The 24,209-nt window shown below is 34.4% G+C and carries 22 protein-coding genes and 1 pseudogene; 18 read left to right on the plus strand and 5 right to left on the minus strand.

The genetic code is table 11. The features are described from left to right. The first annotated feature begins 85 nt into the window (after positions 1 to 85). From ACIQ7L_RS21250 to ACIQ7L_RS21275, 6 genes are all read left to right on the plus strand, one after another. On the plus strand, positions 86 to 1,459 hold the full coding sequence (locus ACIQ7L_RS21250) for an APC family permease (protein WP_400571408.1): 1,374 nt from the start codon (positions 86 to 88) through the stop codon (positions 1,457 to 1,459). Between the two features lie 370 nt (positions 1,460 to 1,829). Next, a complete protein-coding gene (gene brnQ / locus ACIQ7L_RS21255) occupies positions 1,830 to 3,182 on the plus strand; it encodes a branched-chain amino acid transport system II carrier protein (protein WP_400571410.1) in 1,353 nt (450 codons plus the stop codon). Positions 3,183 to 3,428: 246 nt separating this feature from the next. After that, positions 3,429 to 4,079 (plus strand): DsbA family oxidoreductase, encoded by a 651-nt coding sequence (locus ACIQ7L_RS21260; RefSeq protein ID WP_400571412.1) that lies wholly within the window; start codon positions 3,429 to 3,431, stop codon positions 4,077 to 4,079. Positions 4,080 to 4,241: 162 nt separating this feature from the next. Then, positions 4,242 to 4,700, plus strand: coding sequence for a small multi-drug export protein (locus tag ACIQ7L_RS21265; RefSeq protein ID WP_400571468.1), 459 nt, complete (start codon positions 4,242 to 4,244; stop codon positions 4,698 to 4,700). 323 nt (positions 4,701 to 5,023) lie between these two features. Then, positions 5,024 to 5,152, plus strand: coding sequence for a hypothetical protein (locus ACIQ7L_RS21270; protein ID WP_003196938.1), 129 nt, complete (start codon positions 5,024 to 5,026; stop codon positions 5,150 to 5,152). Between the two features lie 380 nt (positions 5,153 to 5,532). Next, a complete protein-coding gene (locus ACIQ7L_RS21275; RefSeq protein WP_400571415.1) occupies positions 5,533 to 6,567 on the plus strand; it encodes an AI-2E family transporter in 1,035 nt (344 codons plus the stop codon). A 75-nt stretch (positions 6,568 to 6,642) separates the two neighbouring features. On the opposite strand, the gene ACIQ7L_RS21280 is transcribed toward ACIQ7L_RS21275, so the two are convergent. Then, complete coding sequence (locus ACIQ7L_RS21280) at positions 6,643 to 7,587, minus strand: L-lactate dehydrogenase (protein WP_400571417.1); 945 nt, start codon at positions 7,585 to 7,587, stop codon at positions 6,643 to 6,645. Between the two features lie 457 nt (positions 7,588 to 8,044). On the opposite strand from ACIQ7L_RS21280, the gene ACIQ7L_RS21285 reads away from it, so the two are divergent. The 6 genes from ACIQ7L_RS21285 to ACIQ7L_RS21310 all read left to right on the plus strand — a co-directional run bounded on the left by ACIQ7L_RS21285 (position 8,045) and on the right by ACIQ7L_RS21310 (position 14,098). Next, the gene (locus ACIQ7L_RS21285) at positions 8,045 to 8,968 is read left to right on the plus strand and encodes a CobW family GTP-binding protein (RefSeq protein ID WP_400571419.1); all 924 of its coding nucleotides are present in this window, start codon (positions 8,045 to 8,047) and stop codon (positions 8,966 to 8,968) included. 377 nt (positions 8,969 to 9,345) lie between these two features. After that, entirely contained in the window at positions 9,346 to 10,563 is a 1,218-nt protein-coding gene (locus ACIQ7L_RS21290; protein ID WP_400571421.1) for a substrate-binding domain-containing protein, read from the plus strand. Between the two features lie 187 nt (positions 10,564 to 10,750). Beyond that, positions 10,751 to 11,524: an ABC transporter ATP-binding protein gene (locus ACIQ7L_RS21295; protein WP_400571423.1), complete on the plus strand. Its 774-nt coding sequence runs from the start codon at positions 10,751 to 10,753 to the stop codon at positions 11,522 to 11,524. Beyond that, positions 11,502 to 12,206, plus strand: coding sequence for a branched-chain amino acid ABC transporter ATP-binding protein (locus ACIQ7L_RS21300; protein WP_400571425.1), 705 nt, complete (start codon positions 11,502 to 11,504; stop codon positions 12,204 to 12,206). Before ACIQ7L_RS21295 ends, ACIQ7L_RS21300 begins: the two co-directional genes overlap by 23 nt. A gap of 25 nt (positions 12,207 to 12,231) precedes the next feature. Continuing rightward, a complete protein-coding gene (locus tag ACIQ7L_RS21305) occupies positions 12,232 to 13,092 on the plus strand; it encodes a branched-chain amino acid ABC transporter permease (RefSeq protein WP_400571427.1) in 861 nt (286 codons plus the stop codon). Position 13,093: 1 nt separating this feature from the next. Further along, positions 13,094 to 14,098, plus strand: coding sequence for a branched-chain amino acid ABC transporter permease (locus tag ACIQ7L_RS21310; protein ID WP_400571429.1), 1,005 nt, complete (start codon positions 13,094 to 13,096; stop codon positions 14,096 to 14,098). Positions 14,099 to 14,181: 83 nt separating this feature from the next. On the opposite strand, the gene ACIQ7L_RS21315 is transcribed toward ACIQ7L_RS21310, so the two are convergent. Next, positions 14,182 to 14,520 (minus strand): EamA family transporter, encoded by a 339-nt coding sequence (locus ACIQ7L_RS21315; protein ID WP_400571430.1) that lies wholly within the window; start codon positions 14,518 to 14,520, stop codon positions 14,182 to 14,184. Further along, complete coding sequence (locus ACIQ7L_RS21320) at positions 14,513 to 14,854, minus strand: EamA family transporter (RefSeq protein ID WP_400571432.1); 342 nt, start codon at positions 14,852 to 14,854, stop codon at positions 14,513 to 14,515. Before ACIQ7L_RS21320 ends, ACIQ7L_RS21315 begins: the two co-directional genes overlap by 8 nt. Positions 14,855 to 15,574: 720 nt before the next feature. On the opposite strand from ACIQ7L_RS21320, the gene ACIQ7L_RS21325 reads away from it, so the two are divergent. Beyond that, a complete protein-coding gene (locus tag ACIQ7L_RS21325) occupies positions 15,575 to 16,555 on the plus strand; it encodes a D-alanyl-D-alanine carboxypeptidase family protein (protein ID WP_400571434.1) in 981 nt (326 codons plus the stop codon). 14 nt (positions 16,556 to 16,569) lie between these two features. Continuing rightward, positions 16,570 to 16,818: pseudogene (locus ACIQ7L_RS21330) on the plus strand (nitroreductase family protein); the annotation flags it as partial. Positions 16,819 to 17,316: 498 nt separating this feature from the next. Here ACIQ7L_RS21330 and ACIQ7L_RS21335 read toward each other — a convergent pair. After that, complete coding sequence (locus tag ACIQ7L_RS21335) at positions 17,317 to 18,087, minus strand: TSUP family transporter (protein WP_400571435.1); 771 nt, start codon at positions 18,085 to 18,087, stop codon at positions 17,317 to 17,319. 182 nt (positions 18,088 to 18,269) lie between these two features. On the opposite strand from ACIQ7L_RS21335, the gene ACIQ7L_RS21340 reads away from it, so the two are divergent. Next, the gene (locus ACIQ7L_RS21340; RefSeq protein WP_400571437.1) at positions 18,270 to 19,052 is read left to right on the plus strand and encodes a TrmB family transcriptional regulator; all 783 of its coding nucleotides are present in this window, start codon (positions 18,270 to 18,272) and stop codon (positions 19,050 to 19,052) included. 851 nt (positions 19,053 to 19,903) lie between these two features. Further along, a complete protein-coding gene (gene entFM / locus ACIQ7L_RS21345) occupies positions 19,904 to 21,190 on the plus strand; it encodes an enterotoxin EntFM (RefSeq protein WP_400571439.1) in 1,287 nt (428 codons plus the stop codon). Positions 21,191 to 21,310: 120 nt separating this feature from the next. Here the strand turns inward: entFM and ACIQ7L_RS21350 are convergent, their stop codons facing one another. Then, complete coding sequence (locus ACIQ7L_RS21350) at positions 21,311 to 22,069, minus strand: alpha/beta fold hydrolase (protein WP_097899061.1); 759 nt, start codon at positions 22,067 to 22,069, stop codon at positions 21,311 to 21,313. Positions 22,070 to 22,525: 456 nt separating this feature from the next. Here ACIQ7L_RS21350 and ACIQ7L_RS21355 point away from each other — a divergent pair, with 456 nt between their 5' ends. Continuing rightward, positions 22,526 to 22,966 (plus strand): ASCH domain-containing protein, encoded by a 441-nt coding sequence (locus tag ACIQ7L_RS21355; RefSeq protein ID WP_400571441.1) that lies wholly within the window; start codon positions 22,526 to 22,528, stop codon positions 22,964 to 22,966. A 118-nt stretch (positions 22,967 to 23,084) separates the two neighbouring features. After that, the gene (locus ACIQ7L_RS21360; RefSeq protein ID WP_400571443.1) at positions 23,085 to 23,930 is read left to right on the plus strand and encodes a peptidoglycan-N-acetylglucosamine deacetylase; all 846 of its coding nucleotides are present in this window, start codon (positions 23,085 to 23,087) and stop codon (positions 23,928 to 23,930) included. Positions 23,931 to 24,209 lie beyond the last annotated feature (279 nt).

The raw sequence follows: 24,209 nt of genomic DNA on the forward strand, positions 1-24,209 counted from the left end.
GTTTCACTTTATTAGGAGAGGGGAATTTATTATACGAGGTTACATGCTGGCTAACGTCGTGTTGATTCCTGCGGAGGTGTAAAGCGTGGAGATACAAAAATCATTAGAAAATAGTTTGAGTGTACCACATGCATCGGGATTGAAACGGACGTTAAAAATGAGGGATTTAGTTATCTTTGGACTTGGATTTATGGCCCCAGTGGCAGCGATGTCCCTTTTTGGGATTATTACGCTAGTTTCTAAAGGACATTCTGTACTTTCATATTTACTTGGATTTATTGCAATGCTGTTTACTGCGTATAGTTTTGGGAAAATGGTTGAGGCCTTTCCTGTTGCGGGATCAACCTATACATACGCGCAGCGTGCCCTTCATCCAAGAGTTGGTTTTGTAGCGGGATGGGGAATGTTATTAGATTATCTGTTAATCCCTATGCTAACTTACTTAATTAGCGCTAACTTTGCGAATGCTCTTGTGCCAAGTATTCCAATTTGGGCATGGGTTCTTATCTTCGCAATACCGATTACATTTGTGAACTTGATAGGCATTGAAGTGGCAGCAAAGGTAAATTTCATATTAGTTACAGGTATGATCATAGCGGTTTTTGCATTTATTATCACAGCTACCCATTATATTATAACGGGTGATCTAAATATAATTAACTTGAATGCTGTATATAATTCCGAAACGTTTTCGGTAGGAGCAGTGATTAGTGGAGCCGCGATTGTAATCGTTGCTTATTTAGGCTTTGATGCCATCACAACGCTTGCAGAAGAAACAAATGTAAGTGGAAAAAAGATAGGAACGGCGATTATGCTAACGTGTGTTATTCAAACTATATTTTATATTTCTGTGACGTATTTAAGTGTAATCGTGTTAGGAAAATATACATCTATTGATAACCCGGATACTGCATTTTTTCATATCCTCCACGTACTAGTTGGTACTTTTCTTCAAACTTTCATCACACTTATGATTATTGCCTCGGGGGTAGCAAGTGCCTTAGCTAGCCAATCCGCATCCAGTAGATTACTTTTAGGAATGGGCCGAGATAATGTAATACCTAACTCGTTTTTTGGCTATATCCATCCGAAGTTTAAGACTCCAGTTTATAATATTTTATTAATGTCGGTTTTAGGAATAAGCGGTGCACTTTTATTAAATTTACAAATGGTATCAGATCTTGTAGCATTCGGAGGTTTGTTTGGATTTGCTGTTGTTAATTTGTGTGTGATAAACCATTATTTTATAAAAAATAAACAAAAAAATATTTTTAAATATGTCATTGTCCCAATCATTGGTATCGTTGTGTGTGGATATATATTATTTGGACTTTCAATAACAAGTAAAGTGGTAGGCTTTTTCTGGCTTGGTTTTGGTATTGTATATTTGATTGTTCGGTCTGTTATCTCTAAAGATTTTAAAGTAAGGCTTACAAAGGAAACAGATAGAAGCATATGAATGTATCATAAGCAGACCTTATGAAGAAGGTTACTTGACAGCTATCTATATGCCGCTAGAGTCCAACTTAAATACGTTAGCTAAATTTTTATTCAAAATGAAAAGGTGTTACACAAAAACACTCTCTAGAGTAGACACTAAAAAGTCTATCTATAGGGTGTTTTTTACATAGGGAGTAGAAAAGGGTGCACAAATTTTAAAATTTGTATAGTAAATAATTGTTTGGAAAATTTAAAAATAATATTGCAAAATATTATCCTTCGAACTATAATAAACAAAAGAAATATCTAACTATTAAACTAAATATTCAGAATATTTAATTAGTTAAAATTGGAAATGAGATAATTTATTTTGTAATGGGGGTTATATCGTGACGAATAGAGTACCTTTTTCGTTTATAGTAGTTATCGGATTAATGTTATTTGCTCTCTTTTTTGGGGCAGGAAATTTAATTTTTCCAGCAATGCTTGGCCAATCAGCAGGAACGAATGTTTGGTCAGCGAATGCAGGGTTTTTAGTAACTGGAGTTGGTTTGCCATTACTTGGCGTATTAGCATTTGGAATTTCAGGTAAAGAAGATTTGCAATCACTGGCAAGTCGTGTGCATCCTATTTTTGGGCTTGTGTTTACAACGGTTCTGTATTTAGCAATTGGTCCGTTATTTGCAATACCGCGAACAGGTAATGTTTCTTTTGAGATAGGAGTTAAACCTTTCCTATCAGAAAATCCGGGTTCTATGCCTTTAATCATTTTTACAATTATATTCTTTAGCATTACGTGTTTTTTTTCGCTCAATCCTGCGAAAATTGTCGATATTGTTGGAAAAATATTGACACCAATTAAATTAACTTTCATTGGAATTCTAGTACTCGTTGCTTTCATTCATCCAATAGGGGATATGCAAGCACCTGTTGAAACGTATACATCTAACGCGTTCTTTAAAGGATTTCAAGAAGGATACTTAACAATGGACACACTTGCATCTTTCGTATTTGGCATTATCATCATTAATGCAATTAAAGAGAAAGGTGCGAAAACGAAAAAACAGATTATGGTTGTTTGTGCAAAAGCAACAATTATTGCAGCAACAGTATTAGCGATTATTTATTCAGCACTTTCTTATATGGGAGCTTCGAGCGTAGCAAAACTTGGACACTTAGAGAATGGTGGAGAAGTTTTAGCGAAAGTTTCCAATTACTACTTTGGCTCATATGGTGGGATACTATTAGGATTAATGATTACAGTAGCTTGTTTAACGACTAGTGTAGGGCTTGTCTCAGCATGCTCTTCATTTTTCCATAAACTATTTCCAAAGGTATCTTATAAAAAGATCGCTATTATGTTATCTGTTTTTAGTGCAATTGTTGCTAATGTAGGATTAACACAATTAATTGCTATTTCTGTTCCAGTATTAACAGCAATATATCCATTAGCGATTGTATTGATCTTCTTAACATTTTTACATCCATTATTTAAAGGGAGAACGGAAGTTTATCAAGTAAGTTTACTAGTAACGTTTATTATAAGTTTATTTGATGGACTTGGTGCAGCGGGAGTGAATATTCAAGCAGTTAATCAGTTGTTCACTCGAATCCTTCCAATGCATGAAGTAGGACTTGGGTGGATCTTCCCGGCTATTATTGGCGGATTTATTGGATATGGTATTAGTTATTTCCGAATGAAAAATGAAATTCATTCTAGTGCAGCAAGATTAAATAAGTAGTTATATGTGCAAAAAAGTTATAGAATTCGTTTCTATAACTTTTTTGTTATTGTTTAAGTTCTTATCCAAATAAGTCATTAATTGAAATGATACAAAAAATTATATAGAAAGAGTTGACTTATAGCTTTGTTGTAACTATAATGATTACATCTTGGTGATGATCATAAAGAGAATGCATATTTTTCTCTAAGTTGTAACTTATTTTATTACGATTTAGAACGATAAAAGAAGGTAAGGTGTAATAACATGACCGTAAAAATGAAAGTATATTCTGATTTTATATGTCCGTTTTGTTTCTTAGCGAAAGGCCCACTAGATGAAGTGGCTAAAGAGAAAGATGTAGAAATTGAATGGATGCCATTTGAATTGCGTCCAAGTCCATATTCAAAAATCGATCCGTGGCAAGAGTCAGATAAATTAAGTTCTTGGGATTCTTTTATTCTTCCTACTGCGAAAAAGTTAGGAGTTGAGATGCGTTTACCACGTGTTTCTCCTCATCCATATACACATTTTGCGTTTGAGGGATATCAATTTGCGAAGGAACATGGCTTGGAAAACGCTTTTCATCATCGCGTATTTACTGCGTTTTTCCAGGAAGAACAAAATATTGAAGAGATAGATGTACTAACAACATTAGCAGGTGAAGTAGGGCTTCCTGAAATTGAATTTAAAGAAGCTTTAGTAACTCGTAAATATAAGGAGAAACATCAGCAAGCAATCCAACATGCATACGATGAAGCAAATATTATGGCTGTTCCAACTGTAATGATTGGAGAAGAAGTCATTCAAGGGCTTGCTAGTAAGGAAATGTTAGAAAGAGTAATTGATAAAGAAATACAAAAGAGAAAAACAAATTCATTGGATGGCATGCAATGTACGACGGATGGGTATTGCTAATCGATATCTTTAATTGAAAAATCAAACGTATGTGTTTAAGGAAATTATAAAACCTATATACTTGATAGTAGAAAAAGAAGCTATTTTGGCAAATAGCTTCTTTTTTCATGTAAATAAGAGTTAATTGAGAAATTTTAAAAGCCATACAAACTAAACAACGCCATTTTCATTATAGATGGTGTTATTTATGTTTTCTTTTTATTAGCTTTTGCTCCATGGATGGATGTATCAATCGTTGTACCACTCGGTATCGTATGGGGATTACAACCATTTGCAGTAGGACTGACGGCATTTACAGGGAATCTTATTTTGGTTCTATTACTGGGCTTCTTTTTTAAGCAGTTTGCAAAATGGCGAACGGCAAGAAAATTAAAAAAAGGTATAACAACACCTTCTAAAAAGGAAACCAGATCAAGACGAATATGGGAACGATATGGTATTCCGGGTTTAGCTCTGCTAGCTCCAATTCTTGTAGGAACTGATATTGCGGCTGTACTGGCTTTAACATTTGGGTCTTCCAGGACACACGTCATAAGTTGGATGACGGTAAGTCTAGCAGTATGGACAGTCATTTTTGTGGTTGCTTCTATGTATGGGTTTAGCTTTTTAAATATCATTTAAGCTTCCATGAATTTTAAATATAGTGTAGTTCTTTAAGAAATGACTGTACCATAAAGTCAAGATACATTTTGGAAAATAAACTAGTGAAAAAAGATATTTCGTTCATTTTCTGTAATAGCATAAAGTGGTAATTTCAGTTGAGAGGAGAGGTAACTCATGAAAAATCGAATTGAAACATTCAAGGGATTAAAGCATTTTCGGCTGACACTACATTTAAGAATGATAATAAGTAATGGTAGGAGTATGAACTCTTTGTTTAGGGAAGAAATATAACAAATAATATGTGCTCGATTCAATGAGAATTTATAAAAGGATGTGTAACTATGAATAAAGAGAAGAAATATACAGTTGTAGGTACCGACATTGATGAAGTGAAACGTTTAAATAAAAATTCTGGGTTAACGTATAATCAAGTAAAGGAGTTATTAGCGAAGCGGATGAAGCGGAAATAAGGAAACAAAATAGTAGTCATGAAAATACGTTTATCCCGCTATTTACGAGCAGTAATACCCCTCACCTCAAAGTCCAGTGAAAGCAAAGAAGGAAGGTGGGGGATTATTTGATCCTACATTTTGAATAGGCTATGTATAGCAGTAGTAATTTAAAAGCGAGATTAAGATTGCGTGGCATGATGTACATACTAATATAGTTTTACTCTTTGAAATGGAATAAAAAAATATGATAATTAAAAAGAAAAAAGAGGACTCTTTCAAATTAGTGAGAAAGATTGTCTTTAGGAGTTCATAAAATGTCCTAACATAGTAATTAATAAACGGACAGCATTTCTTGAAGATATTGAATTTTCATCTAGTAAAGGGGGAATTAAAGATTAATGATCCAAGTGAAAAATTTCTTTCAAAGTAGGGGGTTTCAGCGGCTCCTTGTACTAGTAATTTTAGCCCTTATATTATACGGGCTAAAAAGTATGATCAATTTAATATTGGTCACTTTTATTCTTACGTTCTTAATGGATCGTTTTCAAAGATTTATTTCTGAAAAGCTTAATCGATTTGTGCGGATAAACAGGAAAGCGATTATCGCCTTCTTATACATAGTTTTAGTGGCGTTTATTGTCACTACATTATATAAATATTTACCTGTATTAACGATACAAATCTCACAATTGATTTACCAGTTTAAATTATTTTTTAAACATCCGCCTGATAATGAAATGATACGATATATGCTTTTTGCAATTAATCAGATGGAAGTATCAAAGTATATTGAACAAGGGGTAGATGTGATTTATCAATCATTAGCGAATATTGGAAAAGTAGGTTTGCAAATTTTCCTTTCTCTTATTTTAAGCTTATTTTTCTTATTAGAAAAAGATCGCATTATCGCTTTTACTTCTAAATTTAAGGAGAGTAAACTTCGTATTTTTTATGAGGAAATTGCATACTTTGGCCAGAAGTTTGCCCGTTCATTTGGCAAAGTCATTGAGGCACAATTTTTAATTGCAGTTGTAAACTGTATTCTCTCTGTCATTGCACTTGTATTTTTAGGATTCCCGCAGCTACTTGTATTAGCAGTTATGATATTCTTACTTGGTTTAATTCCGGTTGCAGGTGTTATTATTTCACTAATTCCACTTTGTATCATAGCGTATAACATTGGTGGGATTGCATATGTCGTATATATATTAATTCTTATTGCGGTGATTCATGCAATTGAAAGTTATTTTTTAAATCCAAAATTCATGTCTGCAAAAACAAATTTACCACTCTTTTATACATTTATGGTTCTTATCTTTGCGGAGCACTTCTTAGGAATATGGGGCCTTATTATTGGGATTCCAATCTTTATCTTTTTACTTGATGTGCTTGAGGTACACGATGGAGAGAAACCCGCAGTAAATACTGAATGAGGTTTTTGAATTATGCAAAAAGCAATCCAATTATTTTGGATTGCTTTTTTTGTGGAGCGATAATTAGCATGTATCTTATAGTACGGGAGCCATTGTTTTTTTCAGTACTTGAACAGAATGATCAAATTTTAATTCTTCTTCTGCACTTAATTCAATTTCTACAATTTCACGAACGCCTTGACGATTCAGGACTGCGGGAACGCCAATATAAACATCTTGTTGTCCATATTGACCTTCAAGATATGCGGATACAGTTAATACGCTGTTTTCGTCATTTAAGATTGCTTTTGTCACACGTAAAAGGGACATACCAATGCCGTAGTATGTTGCACCTTTTCGTTCAATAATGTGATAAGCAGCATCACGAACGTTTACAAAGATTTCATCTAAGTCTTTTTGATTATGCTCATTATCTTTTTCAAGAATTGTTTGTAGTTTTTGAATTCCAATTGATACGTGACTCCAAACAGGAAGCTCTGTATCACCATGCTCGCCGATGATGTAAGCATGAATATTGTGAGAATCAATATTGAAATATTCTCCTAGCATATATCGGAAACGAGCAGAATCTAAAGTTGTACCAGAACCAATTACGCGTTCTTTTGGTAAGCCAGATTCTTTCCAAGTTACATAAGTTAAAATATCTACAGGATTTGTAGCAATCAAGAAGATACCATCAAATCCGCTATCCATAATACTACGAACGATTTGTTTAAAGATTTTAGCGTTTTTCTCAACTAAGTCTAAACGTGTTTCACCTGGTTTTTGTGGTAATCCAGCAGTGATGACTACAAGATCAGCTTCTTTACAATCTTCATAGCTGCCTTTCCAAACTCTTGTTGGCGCTGGAGCAAAGGGAACCGCATGGCTTAAGTCCATTGCTTCTCCTTCTGCTTTTGCCTCGTTTACATCAACTAATACAAATTCTTCAGCAACACCTTGGTTAATCATACAGTAAGCGTAGCTACAGCCTACTGCTCCAGTTCCTACTAATACGACACGGTTAATACCTTTTTTCATATGACATTACCTCGCTATTTCAGTAATTTTTATATGTAAGAAAAAAATAGGTCTTACTTCTATAGACTCTAACCTAGTTTATTGCATTTCATAAAAGATATTCAAGTATTTCAAAATATATCCGCTTATATAGTTGTGAATCGGAAGGAACGAAACATAGGCATCTTTTAGCTGAAGTCAAAATCCATACCCTTGCGGAGGATTTACCGCGTTTGAACTAGGGCAAGAGAGTGGGGGAATACATTTTGCGGGAGAACATACGGGATGGATACGAGGAGCAATTGAATCAGGAACCTGAGTTGCTTATGCAGTGAATCAGTAAACATATTTAAATGGTTACAACAGAGTTAGAGAGTTTTGTTTACAAATGGCATTGATTTTAATAAAATAATAAATATAAATCGTAATAATTACGCTTTAAATTATATGAAAAGCACAGAAATGGATGGTCAGTCATATGAGTAAAGTAGAAATTCATATATTAGGTGGTTTTTTAGGAAGCGGAAAATCAACACTGTTACAAAATTTATTATTAGCGGAAAAGAAGAAAAGTCGAAAAGTTGCTGTTTTAATGAATGAAATAGGAGAATACTCGGTAGATACAGATATTATAGGGAAAGAAAACATTTTAAGAGAACTTTTAAAAGGTTGTATTTGTTGTACGTTAAAAGATGAACTTGAGATTCAGTTACACTCTTTATACCAACAAGAAAGACCAGATGTAATTTATATAGAAACAACTGGAGTTGCTCATCCAATCGAAGTATTAGATGCATGTCTATCACCTATTTTAGCACCGTATATTGAAGTGAAGTCAATTATTGTTGTATTAGATGCAATGAGATGGTTAAATCGTGACGTATTAAGTAAAAGTATTCAGCAACTCCTAAATGAGCAAATCAAATACGGAAGTCATATTCTCATTAATAAATCGGACTTATTAACAGCGGAAGAGAAGAAAAGCATTTTAGAAGAAGTAGCAGCGATAAATAAGCAGGCGAAATTGTATGAAACACAGTATTGTAATATATCTTTAGAAGATATAGAAGAAGTGAAATTAGGAGGTAAGGAAGAACATGAAACATTACATGTGAAACAGCATTTACATATACAAACGATGACATATCAATTTACAAAATCAATTGATCAAGATCAATTATATGAATGGCTTTCAAATTTACCACAGGAGATTTATCGTGTAAAAGGGTTTGTAAAATTTAATGGGGATAAATATCCGCATTTATTACAATACTCATTTGGTGTACCAACTTTATTGGAACAGGACTTTGGATTTCCTACAAATCTTGTGATGATTGGTGAAGGTTTAGATAAGAAGAAATTAAAGGAAGAGCTAGAAAAGTTGGAAAATTCATCTGTTTAAGTATAAAGAATTTTCTGGGAAATTTTTAAAAAAAGTATAGATGCGTAAGTACTACGAAATGTATGCTGTTTATCGGGTAATAGCAGACTCTTTATGTAAAAACTCTAAATAGTGTAAAGTACGTTTGGTTGAAAAGACTAGCTCCTTTTGGGAGTTAGTTTTTTAGTAGGGGGATTAATAAATTTTTTTGTATAATTGTGTGAATATTTACGAAAATATCGGAAGGGATTTGGAAATGTCTGGCGAATGTAGAGGTACTTCGAGAAATTTCTATTGACAGCAAGGTTTAAATTGTTAAAAGTGAAAAGTCATGATTACGGATGGTTTACTATGGCGTATTTGATTCTATCAGAAAGTAAAGTATGGGGAGGATCACAATGTCAGGGAAAAAACGTAAGTGGCTAAAAATGATGTTTACGGGATGCATTCTTGGTTCATTGTTGATAACAGCAGGTTGCTCAGGAAAGAAGGCAAGTACAGACGATGAGAAAACGATTAAGGTAGGTGTACTTGCTTCGTTAACAGGTCCGCTAGAATCGTATGGGAAACAAACTGTAAATGGATTTGAGCTGGGGCTCGATTACGCAACAGGTGGAACAGGGAAGGTGGAAGGGAAGAAGATTAAGTTTGTTGTAGAAGATACAGAAACGAAAGCGGATGTAGCGGTTAAAAAAGCTACGAAACTATTAGAAGAAGATAAGGTTGACTTTCTCGTTGGATCTTCGAGTTCAAGTGATACATTAGCAGTATTACCATTAGCCGAAGAGTATGAAAAAATAATGGTCGTTGAACCAGCGGTTGCAGATAGTATTACAGGTAAGAACTGGAATAAATACATTTTTAGAACAGGAAGAAATTCATCTCAAGATGCAATTGCTGGTGCTGCATCAATTGCTAAGAAAGATGTAAAGATTGCTACATTTGCTCCAGACAACGCCTTTGGGCGTGAAGGAATTGCTGCATTTAAAGCTGGAGCGCAAAAACTAGGTGCGAATATTGTAAACGAACAATATGCTGATACAAATTCTACTGATTTTACCGCAAATATTCAAAATATCATTAGTTCAAAACCGGATTATTTATTTATTGTTTGGGCGGGTGCAAACTCACCGTGGAAGCAATTAAAAGATATGAACGTGGAAGGACAAGGAATTAAGATTTCAACAGGGGCACCGGATATACCAGCATTAAAAACAATGGATGCGCTAGTAGGGATGCAAGGGTTTTCGGTATATTATCATACGCTTCCGAAAAATAAAGTGAACGATTGGTTAATAGAAGAACATAAAAAGCGTTTTAATGGAAACGTTCCAGACTTATTTACAGCTGGAGGAATGTCTGCGGCAATCTCCATCGTTGAGGGGTTAAAGAAAACGAAAGGAGATACAGATGTTGATACGCTCATTAAGAAAATGGAAGGAATGGAATTTGAAACACCAAAAGGTAAAATGAAGTTTCGGGAGAAAGATCACCAAGCATTGCAAACGCTGTATTCGATAACGTTGCAGAAACAAGATGGTGTTGATTATCCAGTACCTGTTTTAGAACGTGAACTGACAATGAAAGAAACGGAGCCACCAATTCAAAGTAAATAGACTGAATATTTTAAAAATAATAAGTTTTATCCCGTATTAACGGCAGTAAGTCCCCCACCTTAAGATTCAGAGAGAAGCAAGTATAGGTGGGGGATAATTGCGCGTGTAAAAGCCAGATTGGTGAAATTAGTAGGGGGATCAAGAAAGCCTCTACTAATAGAGGTTTCACTTTATGGGGAGGTAGAGCATGAAGAATTTGTTAGAGACTAGAAATCTGTGTGTCTCATTTGGAGAACATCATGTCATTAAAGATGTAAATTTGACGATACCAAAAGGCAAACTTATTTCGATTATTGGGCCGAATGGGGCAGGAAAGACAACTCTCTTTAACTTGTTAAGTGGACAAGTTTCTCCGACGAAAGGGGAGATTTATTTTAAAGAGCGTGATATTACAAAGTTATCGATTCCAGAGCGAACACGTCTTGGAATTGGGCGTTCTTTTCAACTTACAAATATCTTCCCAGAATTAACCGTGATTGAAAATGTCCGCTTAAGTGTACAGTCGTTTGTTCAAGATTATTATAGTTTTTTTCCAAAATCCTCTCGATTGAAACAACAGATGGGAGAGGCAAGGCGACTTTTGAAGACAGTATTACTTCATGAAAAAGAAGAAGTGCTAGCGAAAGATTTAGCACACGGAGAAAAACGAAAATTAGAACTTGCTATGTTGTTAGCGCTGAAGACAGATGTATTGTTACTTGATGAACCGACAGCGGGTATTTCTGTTGAGGAAGTTCCAGCTATTCTACAAGTAATAGAGAATATAAAGAAAAATCGTGAGAATACGATTGTACTTATTGAACACAAAATGGATATGGTACTGCATTTATCCGATCATCTAATTGTATTATTTCATGGAGAGTTATTAGCAGAAGGATTGCCAGAGGAGATTATGAAGGACGAGCGCGTACAAACAGCATATTTAGGAGGATTATACGGTGACACTATTAAAAGTGGATAATATAGAAACGTATTTAGATCAGTTTCATATTTTACAAGGTGTTTCTTTAGGTGTTGAAAAAGGAACAATAACGGTATTGTTTGGAAGAAACGGGGCCGGAAAAACAACAACTTTACGTTCTATTATGGGATTTTATCGGATTTCTCATGGAGAGATCTATTATTGCGATGAGAAAGTAAATGGTTTATCCACTCATTTGATTTCGCGAAAAGGAATGGGATATGTACCAGAGAATCAAGGGATCTTTCATGATTTAACGGTAGAAGAAACATTTGCTCTCGCAGGGACAAAGAAAGGAATAGAAACTGCTGAAAAGATAGAATGGATGCTCGATTTATTTCCGGACTTAAAACAATATTGGAAAAAAAAGAGTGGCTTTTTGAGCGGAGGACAAAAGCAAATGTTGGCGATTTCAAGAGCGTTCATTAATAGTGATGGATTGTTGCTTATTGATGAGCCAAGTAAAGGATTATCGCCGATTATGATTGAAAAGTTAATGTTCGCTATTTTGAAAATGAAAGAGAAAACAACTGTTTTGCTTGTGGAACAAAATTTTATGATGGCAAGCCAGATAGGGGATTATTTTTACATTATGGATAATGGGAGAATTGTGCATAACGGTCCGATGAATGAACTGAAAGAAGATAAGGAAACATGTCATAAATATTTAGGGATTTCTTAAAGGTGATATGGAGGGGGCATGGAACGTGGATGTGCTAGTTAATTTGTTTGTAAACGGCGTCTCAACAGGTATGCTTATTTTCTTGCTAGCATCTGGACTTTCACTTATTTTTGGTTTAATGAGTGTCCTCAATTTTGCTCATGGTGGATTGTTTGCATGGGGGGCTTTTACGGGTGTATGGCTATTTAATATGACAGGTAGCTATGTACTTGCATTAATAGGGGCAATTTTGATGGGGATGTTTCTTGGCTTCGTATTAGAAAGGTTTCTTATTCGGCCTGTCTATGGAAATCATGTTCGGCAGCTTCTTGTCACACTTGGTGGAATGCTCGTACTTAGTGAATGTATAAAAGTATTTTGGGGCCCGAATCCTATTAGTGCTAAATTACCATCATGGTTACAAGGGAGCTTTACATTTGACGGGATTATATTAATAAAGTATCGCTTATTTGTTATTGTTATTGGAGTACTGATCTATATTAGTTTGATGTTGTTACTGCGTAAAACAAAAATTGGACTTATGATTCGCGCGGGGGTAATAGATAAGGAGATGGTTCAAGCTCTTGGCATTAACGTAAAAGCTATATTTTCATTTGTCTTTTTATTAGGAGCTGGAATGGCGGCGTTAGGCGGATTTCTTCTTGCACCATATTCAGGAGTTATTTTCGCTGAAATGGGGATGCAGTATGCTATTTTAGCTTTTATTGTTGTCATTATTGGAGGATTGGGCAGCGTACAGGGTTCGGCCATTGCATCTTTAATTGTTGGTTTGGCCGGAGCTTTTACAGCTTACTATATACCTGATTTATCACTCGCAATAAATATGTTAATGTTGTTATTCTTCTTGATAGTTAAACCAACGGGACTTGTTGGTGAGAAGGGGTGAAATGGTGAACATCACATTTAATAGGGCCGGGCTATATTTTGGAATAGCTGCATTGATTTGTTTAAGTGTATTCCCTTTCGTGAATGATTCACGGAGCTTACTCATTTTGTTCACACAAATTTTCATCTTTGCAATATTTGCAATGAGTTTTGATATTCTGCTTGGGTATACAGGAATAGTATCATTCGGTCATTGTATGTTTTTTGGAATAGGTGCTTATTGTGTTGCACTCTTATTAGATCGACATGAGGTTTCTATAGCAAGCTTTTTAATTGGTATTGCGATAGCAGTTATAATATCAGCAATACTTAGTTATATAATCGGTATGCTTTCTTTACGATTAAAAAGTCATTTTTACGCAATGCTAACACTTGCCATCTCACAACTATTCTTCGTACTTGCTGAAAAATGGCGAGCTGTCACACATGGGGGGGATGGTTTTACATTCCGTGTGCCAGAAATGTTTCGTGACCGTTTCACATTTTATTATATTACACTCATATGTCTCATCGTAATTTTTCTATTGCTCCGCTTATTTACACAATCTTCTATTGGCAAAGTGTTGAAGGCGATTTCACAAAATGAGCAACGTGTAGAAGCGCTTGGATATAAAATTCTCCACTATAAAATTATTGCGAGTGTAGTGGCTGGAATAGTAGCAGCGCTTAGTGGCGGTTTATTTGTTATCACATTACGCTTTGTAAATACAACTGTTTTTTCAATTGAAATGACTTTGAATGCTTTATTAATGACAATGATCGGGGGAGTGGGTACATTAGTTGGAGCGATCGCTGGCGCAGGGATTATTGAGTCCCTAAAGTATTATTTATCAGAACTTGTGGCGCAATATCCCATCTTTGAACGATGGACAATCTTCCTTGGGTTACTATATATTATAGTGTTATTAGGTTTCCCGACAGGTTTGGTTGGAATGGTTAAGAAAGTGAAAAATATAGAAGGAAATAAAAAGAAGGGGAAAGGTAAGGGGATTGAGCATAGTGCATGAAGAGGCTGTCCCAAAAGTGAAACTTTTGGGACAGCCTCTTTAATTTGAAGAAATGGCAATAAGGTGTCTATTTGATCTATTTGTTATTGTATGGAGAAAACGATAACGCCAATAATAATAATAATGTTACCGATAACTTTTCTTTTTGTGATTTTTTCTCCTAAGAAATACCAGCCGAATACCAAGATAATAAGATAGCTAAGAGATTCCAATACAGGTGCTTGCTTTAATGGAACACCTTTTAGAGCAATAACGTTTAGGCCAGCGTTAATGACAAATAAAGAATATCCAATAATAACATATTGATTTACATATTCCCTTAATTTTGAATCATATTGTTGTAACGTTGCTTTTTTGAGTAAAATTTGCGAGTAATTAGCTAAAATAATACCAAAAATATATAATAATACGTATTTATTCATCTTTTGTCACCACCACAATCCCAATCATAATGATTGCTGCACCAAGTATATTGTTCCATTTTATCGTATCGCCAAAAAGGAGGACAGACCATAGCATTGACCATAGTATAAGAATACCTCGGTGTGAATATGCTTTGGATATTTCGAAATGTTTAATTACTTGTTGCCAAAGAATCGCATAGGCAAATAAACATACAACGAGTCCAAAGTAAGCAGCGAAAAATTCGATGGATGCGATTGGAAATTTAGCCGTCCATTTCATGTAAACCATGATGATAGAATATAGCAAGAAAGCTACATGTAAAAATACATAATTTTTAATGGTTGGTTTCATATATTCACTCTCTTTTACATCTAAATACATTAATCTAAAATGAATGTATTTAATTCATATTTTCCTAGTGTATAGAATATGTGTTGAAATCTTGTTTTTTGAGATTTGTAAAGTGTATTTTGTTCATCTCTTCATATTCCAAAATATATAGTATCATGCCTCGTGGAGTAAAACAATATAAGGGAGTCGTCACCCTTTATTAAAAAGATGATAATTTCCCTTATATTAAGCATGTGATTTCATTTCTTTTCAATAAAATAGGGGGAGCAAATGCCGATAGTATCTCCTTTTTGTAAGTTATTAAGTAGTATCATTGTCTCGATCCTTTCTTACATACTATATATATCCATTTTGATTTTCCAACATATAAGTCACGGCTATGAAGAACAAAAGATGATCTACACTCGTTTTCTCTCTTTGTTTTCACTTGGCATGGGGCAGGAAAAGGAACTGACCGTTTCTATGCATGGCCAGGTTCTCTCTCCCACCTAAAAAGAGGGGTTTTATGTCGGTTTTTTAATTGATGTATATATAGAATGCTTCCGTTAGAAAATTTCAATTATTTAATATTCTTTGTAGTATACCATATGATTAACAAGTAACCTTGAAATAACAGTTTTAGTAGAGGGTTCGTTTCTTATTTGAGCTTGACGATGTAAAGATATTGTTGTTATGGTTAAATTTGAAATTATAATAGGTAGATTAAAAGGAGTTTTAGTGATGAAAAGGTTAAAGTGGGGAAGAGTAACCATACTATGTGCTATTATTTTGGGTATATGTTGGTTCTTTTTTCATGGGAGTCTAGAGAAGGAAGATACCAATGTTGTAAAAGCAAAGGAAAAAATGATAATAGATGGTTCCTCTCTACAAGTAGCAGAGTTACCAAAGACAGGGCTATCTGAAAAGGTAATTCCAGAAAAGTATGTACCAGTAGTAGAAGCAAAAGCAGCGATGATTATTGATGCAAGTGATGGAGAAGTTATTTATAAAAACAATGAGACTGAAACCTTTGCCCCGGCAAGTATGTCGAAAATGATGACAGCATATCTTCTTTTAGAAAATATACATACAGGAAAAGTCCATTGGGAAGATCCGGTGAAAATAAGTGCAAAATCAGCACAAACAGAAGGTGCTAGAATTCCGGTGCAAATGAATGATACATTAACGGTGAAAGACTTATTCCACGCTTTAATGATTCAATCAGCTAATAATTCGGCAGTTGCTTTGGCTGAACATGTGGCAAAGACGGAGCAAAATTTCGTTCAACTTATGAATCAAAAGGCGAAGGAATTGGAACTCTCAGATAATACCAAGTTTGCAAATGCTTCTGGTTTGCAAGAGCCCGATGGAAGTGAAACAAAGATGCCAGCAGTTGACGTAGCAAAATTGGCATACCATCTTATTAAAGAGTACCCAGAAGTATTAGAAGTAACACATTTACCTCAGAGTCAGTTAGCATTTAAAAATACAGTTGTTACAAGTACAAATGAAATGTTGAATGCAACGAATAAAGATCTTTATATAGAAGGAATGGACGGACTGAAAACTGGCTTTACTGATAGTGCTGGATATTGTTTTACAGGGACTGCGAAACAAGGAGATAAACGACTTATCACGGTTGTTATGGGAACGAAAAGTCAAACGAAACGTTTCACAGAAACCAATAAACTAATGTCTTATGGATTCCAGATTGTTAAGTAGGAAAAGAAATAATTAATTTCCCAACATGGTCGCAGCAATCATCGGGAATGTTACAATTTGCGATTTGGACAGCATTAGAAATCGAAGGGTTTGGTGCAACGTTGCAGCACTATAATCCATTAATTGATGACGAAGTGAAAAAAGAATGGGATATTCCAGACACTTGGAAATTAATCGCTCAAATGCCATTTGGTAAACCGGTAGCGTCGGCAGGAGAAAAAGAATTCCAACCATTAGAAACTCGTGTGAAAATTTATAAATAAGGAAATGAAAAAGGATTGCCTAAATTGGTAATCCTTTTTTGTTTTGCCTATATTATGTTTATAATTTGTAAGGGTTTTTTGGATCTATATAATCTAGTTGCTTATTAATAGTATTTTTTAGGCTGTTCATTTTTCGTTCGATAACGGGAACTTTTTTGAACGTTAATAATGACAGTAGGCGTATACATGCGTAGTAAATTTCAATATGGTGTTTGGAACGATTATCAATAATGTGCTCCATAAATAAAAAATACCTCCTATATAAATCCATTTTCATTTTTCTTCTACATCCCTACGATGCAGAAGAAAAAGTAACCTACACTCGTTTGCTCTTTCTGTTTTTACTTCGCATAGGCCCTGATTGCTTCTATGCATGGTCAGATGTTCTCTCCCACCTAAAAAGATGGGTTTTATGTCGGTTTTTTAATTGATGTATATATAGTATTTCGATGTACAGTGGTTATTTTAGCATGTTTAGGTTATATATTCCATTTTATATTAGAAAATCCCGAAATAATCCCCAATATTTTTTCCAATGAGAAGCAGCGTTACAAGGATAAATAAAACTCGTACGTAAGAGACTCCTTTTTTTATAGCGAAATTTGATCCTACGAGAGCTCCGAGAATCATCGCCACTCCCATCGGAAGTCCATATGCAAAATTGACAGCATCTAAATAGAGAAAAATGATAAGTGCAGCGATGTTGCTACTAAAATTTAAAATCTTTGCATTTCCTGCTGATTGAATAAAATCAAATCCAATGATCAAAAATGTAAATAACAAAAATGATCCTGTTCCTGCACCGAAAAAGCCATCATAAAATCCAATAATGAAAATAACAACAGAAAAGATAATGCTCTTTTTTACAGTCATCCCGCTATATGTTGCATCTTTTCCCCAATCTTTTTTCATGATCGTGTAAATAGCAACAGCGATTAATAGTACTAGTACTAACGGTTTTAGTATTTCAGATGAAATATGTTTAACTACAAAAGCACCAAGTATAGAGCCGATAAAAGTTAACGGAAATAACTTAGAGACTAATTTGAAATTGACATTTCCAGACCGAATAAATGAAATAGTACTCATAAGTGCCCCCATTGAGCTTGCTAGTTTGTTTGTTGCAATAGCTGTTGAGGGTGGAAGTCCGGTGAATAACAAAGCAGGTATAGAAATTAATCCACCACCACCCACTACGGAATCGATAAATGCAGCTAAAAAACCTGCCACAATTAAAAAAAGCATTGTATAGAGATTGATGTCCTCCATATGTATTTCCCCCATCCTATAAAAATAGTCACTACTAAGATAGTACCTATTTATTTGTTGTATGTAAACGAAAATTTCAATTATTTTGTTCTCATGTTTACTACACCTATTTTTATGGTTACTATTAAAGTAATAACTACTGTCAATATTTTAATGGGAATGAAACAACTGGGAGGCTTACGATGGAAGATTTATTACAAAAGATTCAAATGCTTGGCTTAAATCAGTATGAAACAAAGGCTTATGTTTCATTAGTTCAACAAGGAGCTTCTAGCGCTTATCAAGTTAGCAAAAATTCTGGAGTCCCTCGTGCTCGTATATATGAAATATTGAATGCTCTTGAACAAAAAGGTATTGTAATGAAAGAAGAGATCAATGAAGCAGTGCAGTATTCACCTTTACCTGTGGATGTGTTTTTAGAAACGGTAAGAGAGAAATGGGAAGAGACATATACATATGTAGAAAAAGAATTAAAAGTATTTGAAAAGAAAGAACCTGAGGCAGATCCGAGAGTAACCACCTTAAAAGGGGAAGAAAATATATTAGCTTTTTGCAAAATATTAATTCGAAGAGCTCAAAAAAAGGTTATTTTATCAATTTGGGATACGATGTATGAAAAACTATTAGTAGATTTACAGGCAAAAGAAAAGGAATGCAGTTTGAAAGGTATCGTTTTTCAAGTCGAAAACCCATTGCAAGGGTTAGAAATCCATCGGAAAACGAGCTATGTTGATAATATTGGAGATCATAAATGGTTCATCTTATCAATTGATGGAAAAGAAATGATATATGGTCATTCAATAGAACAAAAAGGGAATGCTTTCTATACAGATGACCCAGTCCATGTATATTTGTTAGAAAATTATATATGGCACGATATATTAGTGAATCGTTTGGTGAGGGACAGTGATCAAAATATGGACTCTTGGATTGCACCAGAACGAGATAAGTTCTTTTCTATATAAGATTAAGAATTGAAGCAGTGTGGGAGTATCTGACGAGAAACTCCCATTTTTTCTATATATACATCAATTAAAAAACCGACATAAAACCCTTCTCTTTAGGTGGGAGAGAGCATCTGGCCATGCATAGAAGCGGTCAGGGCCTTTTTCTGCCACATGCGAAGTAAAAATAGAACGAGCAAACGAGTGTAGGTTACTCTTTATTCTGCATAGCAGGGATTTAGATGTCGAAAAATTAAAATAGATTTATATACTTAATTTGAGATCAAAGTGTTACTGTTAGTGGATAGTAGGATAAATATGATTTTTTGGACTAGTATATAGTTGATAAATAGTTAGATTTTTGTAATGATAAGAGGTGACGCATAAAAAGAACTTTTTATTTGAGAGCGTTGACGCTATTAAATTATTAAATAAGGCAAGTGGATTTTTTATCCCATTATTTGTGGATCGTAAGACTCTCACTCAAAAGCTGAGCGGAAGCAAAGAAGGTAGGCGAGGGACAACTGCCCGTAAAACCCCGATTGGTAAAGGTTAATAACCGTGTGGGATGAAGAAAAAACACTGGTTAAAGTTTTACTTTATTTTGGGTGATGAGATGGGGGATAGAGACTTCACTTTCATTTTGTAATAAAAAATAGTGAATGTTTTATCATAAAAACGTTATCTTAGAAGTAGAAGTTCACATGAAGTTCACACAAAGTTCACGCCAATCGTTTATAATAAACGACGTGTGAAAAATAAAACTCTTGCCAAAAAATGGAACTTAATACATATTTAATTTTAGTAATATTGTAGATTAGTAAGTTCGTTTTTTTAAAGAGGGTAGTAGGGAAAGGAAGTAAAGACAACTTATGAAGAAAGTACTAGCAGGTTTAGCAGCAGCTTCTGTAGCTGGCGTAGCAGTTCCTGGAATGGATTCTGCTCATGCACAAGTTTCATCTGATGCGCTAAAAGAAATTAATGGACAAACTCAAAACCAAACAATTGAAACAAATGTAACTGAAACAAAAGCAGTAGACACAAGTTCTGAACTAAAATACACAGTAACAGCTGATGTGCTGAATGTTCGTTCAGGTGCTGGCACAGAACATAACATTATTTCTAAAGTAAAAGAAGGACAAGTTCTACAAGTAATCGGTCAAGAAAACGGCTGGTTTAAAGTGAATGTAAACGGTCAAACAGGTTATGTAAGTGGAGACTTCGTAACAACTGGTGGAAAACAAGGAACTACTGTTCAACAAGGAACAGGTAATTATACAGTAAATGTTTCTTCACTTAACGTACGTACAGGCCCTAGCACATCTCATACTGTTTTAGGTTCTGTAAGCAAAGGGAAAACAGTACAAGTTGTAGGTGAAGTACAAGATTGGTTTAAAGTTAACTACAATGGTGAAACTGGATACGTAAGCAAAGACTTCGTAACAAAAGGTGGTACAGCTGTATCTAACCAAACAGAGGAACCAGCTGCTAACAATAATGTTACACTTCAAACTGGTGGATCATATGTTGTTAATACAGGTGCTTTAAAAGTACGTACAGGTCCAGCTACATATAACGCTGTAATTGGCGGCGTAACAAACGGTCAAACACTACAAGTTACTGGTGTAGAAAATGGCTGGTATAAAATTAACCATAATGGCAGAACTGGTTACGTAAGTGCTGACTATGTGAAGTTTGTAAAAGGTGGTACAGCAAATGTAACTACGCCTTCTCGTCCAACTACTGGCGATGAGCAAGAAAATACACAAACAGAAAAACCAACAACACCATCTAGTAATGGATCATCAATTGTGTCTATTGCACAATCGCTAAATGGTTCACCATATGTATATGGTGGTACAACACCATCTGGTTTTGACTGCAGTGGCTTCGTTTACTACGTATTAAATAAAGCGGGCCATTCTGGTGGACGCCAAAATGTTGCTGGTTACTGGAACAGCAAGGAGCATACTAGCAATCCACAACCAGGCGATTTAGTCTACTTTAAAGGTACTTCTGGTCCAGGTATGACTCATATGGGTATTTATTTAGGAAATGGTCAGTTCATCAGTGCAGAAACTGAAAAAACGGGTGTGAGAATTAGCTCAGTAAATAACTCTTACTGGAGTCAACATCTAGCAGGTTACACAAAAGCATAATAAGAGAATTTTATTCTTAAATATTATAAGGAAAAGCTTTCTAGGAAACTAGAAAGCTTTTTTCTATTTTATAAATTTGTAGAGTAAGTAAAATATGGATGTTTACTTTTTGGATTGCATTTATACATCCAGTAGAAATTTTGAATACAAATCATGAAAATAGTTAGGACGAAATAAATTTGCTGCATGTCCAGCTAATGGGATTTCTTTATATAAAACGTTTGGAAGAATAGACTTTAAGTCAAATAGACAAGACTTGTAGAGGTGATCATGTTCTCCCATTACCCATAAAATAGGATGTGTTAGCTCTTTTAAACGAGATTTTAAGTCGAATTCTAAACGGTGCTTGAGTGATTCAACAATAATTGATGAGTGTAACTGTAACCCAAAGCGATAATAAATATTTTTTGAAATGACCGCAAAAGGATTTGCTTTCAATATACCGCTTGGAAAAATTGTATTTGCATATTGATAAAGCCAAGTGGAATAGTCATTTTCTCTTTTATCCCAAAATTTTTGAAAAACATTATATAAAAGGGATGGATTATTGTAATGTCCACCAATATGGCAAAGACTTAATACCTTTTCAGGATATGTGTGTGCAAAAATAGTAGCAATATAACAACCATAGCTTAGAGCGCAAATGTGAGCCTCTTTAATTCCTTCTTTTTCATAAAGATCTGACAACTGCTGTACTAATTGATCTAAAGAAAATTCTATTGCTTGTCCTTTGTCTTCACCATGTCCTAGTAAGTCATACGTTATTATATTGTAGGAAGAAGAAAAACGTTTATATTCTTTTTTAAAGGCACGACGGTTTCCGACCAATCCATGAATGAATATAATTGTTTTCTTTTCGGAATTCTTGTTTGTTTGCAAAGGGATACTCCTTTCACTCGATGAAGATTCATAAGGTTGATGTGATATTCCTATAGTAGGTTATAAAAATACTTATATATTTGAATCGTTATTTTACAACTCACTTTTATTTAAAAGAAAGAATAATATTTTATATAAGTACCAGGTAATAATATCAGATATTTATAACTGTTGTAAAGATAAGTTTTTATGTGTTTTATTACCAAAAAATAAAATACGTTATGACTATTTACATTCATTTTACATTTATATCGTATTTTATTGGTTTAGAGCCAAAGTTGTTTTATTTATTTTTAATTCAGAATTTTTCACTTTATAATAGGAGGGAAAGTTACTGAAGGTTTATCTTATATCATCTGAAGGGAGTGGAAGTATTCCGACCTGCTAATGTGGGATAAAATTTGAATGTCGACTATGGAAATCTATTAGATAATGAAGAAATGAGTGAAAGAGAAAATGAACAAAGCAACACAAATGTATTGGGAAGAGTATTGGAAAGGAGGGAATGCACCGCCATCAGTTAAGGAGTGGCAGTTTGGTGATACACCCGACTATCTTGCCCAACTAGTAATTGATGGGGTGAAAACAGCAACATGTTCAGCTTATATTTTTTATGACTTGGAGAATAGACTGTTACCAACTAAGGAAGATTACGGTATTATTTTAGACAGTAATGGAGAACCAGTAGCAATCATTAAAACCGTAGAAGTGAATTTGATACCTATGAATGAAGTAACGGAAGAGTTTGCAATTGCAGAGGGAGATGGCAGTTATCAAAACTGGAAAGAAATCCACACCAGATTTTTCAAAAAAAGGTTAAGTGAAATAGGACATGAATTTTCTGAAGATATGTTACTCGTCTGTGAACATTTTAAATTAATAGATGTGAAGAAATAGTAAGAGAGAAATAAGACCGTTCCAATGATGGGACGGTCTTACTTCTGTTTATAAATATGGATTTTCCTAACAAAATATGAATGAACTGCATATAAAATTTTAGGGAGGTTTTTTATGTATGTATTATTTTTATCCATCAGACATGTTGATTCCTTTCCAATGGATTCTAGAACGTAATATCCCTTTGTATAATGTGTATTCTTATGTACCATATTCCAATACGTTTTATTATCAAAACGATTCGGGTGTAACTCCTGATGTATTAAATGTTGGTTTGAATAATAAGGTTCAAGGTGCTGAAGAAGATAGAGGGTCTTGGACACCTTTTTCATGGGTTGAAAAATATGCTTATGCGTTTTCTGGCCCATATAATAAAGCGGAAGTTGCACTTACATTTGATGATGGTCCAGATTCTGTATTTACTCCGCAAATACTAGATAAGTTAAAAAGTTATGATGTAAAAGCTACTTTTTTTCTTCTTGGCGAAAATGCAGAAAGATATCCTAATGTAGTAAAGCGAATTGCAAATGAAGGTCACATCGTTGGGAATCATACGTATAACCATCCGAACTTAGTTAAAGTGAGTGATGAAGAATATCATAATCAAATTATAAAAACGGAAGAGATATTGCGGAAATTGACAGGGTATGCACCAAAGTTTATGCGTCCGCCTTATGGTGAAATACGTGAAAAACAATTGGAATGGGCTACAGAACAAAATTTTATGATTGTACAGTGGAGTGTAGATACAGTTGATTGGAAGGGAGTAAGTGCGGAAAAGATTACAAATACTGTATTAGGGAATGCATTTCCTGGAAGTGTTATATTGCAACATTCTACACCAGGAGGGCATTTGCAAGGTTCTGTGAACGCGCTAGATCGAATTATTCCTGAACTAAAAGCGAAAGGATCGCGATTCGTGACGCTGCCTAACATGTTTCATACATCGAAACAGAGAAAATAAATATAACATAATCAGGAATATACCAATATATTTAATAATAAGAGGGACGATGAAAACAATGTAGATTATTAATTTATATATACATCAATTTTAAAAATGACATAAACCTCCTCTTTTTAGGTGGGAGAGAGCATCTAGCCATGCATAGAAGCGGTTAGGGACTTTTTCTGCCACATGCGAAGTCAAAACAGAAAGAGCAAATGAGTGTAGGTTACTTTTTACTCTGCATAGCAGGGATGTAGATGTCGAAAAATGAAAATGGATTTATATAAATGAATA

Source organism: Bacillus sp. NPDC094106 (assembly GCF_044764345.1).
Taxonomy (GTDB): Bacteria; Bacillota; Bacilli; order Bacillales; family Bacillaceae_G; genus Bacillus_A.

What these genes read in the sequence shown, in the direction of transcription:
- ACIQ7L_RS21260 (WP_400571412.1), top strand. Translation starts at nt 3,429, where the DNA reads ATGACCGTAAAAATGAAAGTATATTCTGATTTTATATGTCCGTTTTGT.
- ACIQ7L_RS21270 (WP_003196938.1), top strand. Translation starts at nt 5,024, where the DNA reads ATGAATAAAGAGAAGAAATATACAGTTGTAGGTACCGACATTGATGAA.
- ACIQ7L_RS21275 (WP_400571415.1), top strand. Translation starts at nt 5,533, where the DNA reads ATGATCCAAGTGAAAAATTTCTTTCAAAGTAGGGGGTTTCAGCGGCTC.
- ACIQ7L_RS21280 (WP_400571417.1), bottom strand. Translation starts at nt 7,587, where the DNA reads ATGAAAAAAGGTATTAACCGTGTCGTATTAGTAGGAACTGGAGCAGTA.
- ACIQ7L_RS21285 (WP_400571419.1), top strand. Translation starts at nt 8,045, where the DNA reads ATGAGTAAAGTAGAAATTCATATATTAGGTGGTTTTTTAGGAAGCGGA.
- ACIQ7L_RS21290 (WP_400571421.1), top strand. Translation starts at nt 9,346, where the DNA reads ATGTCAGGGAAAAAACGTAAGTGGCTAAAAATGATGTTTACGGGATGC.
- ACIQ7L_RS21295 (WP_400571423.1), top strand. Translation starts at nt 10,751, where the DNA reads ATGAAGAATTTGTTAGAGACTAGAAATCTGTGTGTCTCATTTGGAGAA.
- ACIQ7L_RS21310 (WP_400571429.1), top strand. Translation starts at nt 13,094, where the DNA reads ATGGTGAACATCACATTTAATAGGGCCGGGCTATATTTTGGAATAGCT.
- ACIQ7L_RS21315 (WP_400571430.1), bottom strand. Translation starts at nt 14,520, where the DNA reads ATGAATAAATACGTATTATTATATATTTTTGGTATTATTTTAGCTAAT.
- ACIQ7L_RS21320 (WP_400571432.1), bottom strand. Translation starts at nt 14,854, where the DNA reads ATGAAACCAACCATTAAAAATTATGTATTTTTACATGTAGCTTTCTTG.
- ACIQ7L_RS21325 (WP_400571434.1), top strand. Translation starts at nt 15,575, where the DNA reads ATGAAAAGGTTAAAGTGGGGAAGAGTAACCATACTATGTGCTATTATT.
- ACIQ7L_RS21335 (WP_400571435.1), bottom strand. Translation starts at nt 18,087, where the DNA reads ATGGAGGACATCAATCTCTATACAATGCTTTTTTTAATTGTGGCAGGT.
- ACIQ7L_RS21340 (WP_400571437.1), top strand. Translation starts at nt 18,270, where the DNA reads ATGGAAGATTTATTACAAAAGATTCAAATGCTTGGCTTAAATCAGTAT.
- entFM (WP_400571439.1), top strand. Translation starts at nt 19,904, where the DNA reads ATGAAGAAAGTACTAGCAGGTTTAGCAGCAGCTTCTGTAGCTGGCGTA.
- ACIQ7L_RS21355 (WP_400571441.1), top strand. Translation starts at nt 22,526, where the DNA reads ATGAACAAAGCAACACAAATGTATTGGGAAGAGTATTGGAAAGGAGGG.
- ACIQ7L_RS21360 (WP_400571443.1), top strand. Translation starts at nt 23,085, where the DNA reads ATGTATTATTTTTATCCATCAGACATGTTGATTCCTTTCCAATGGATT.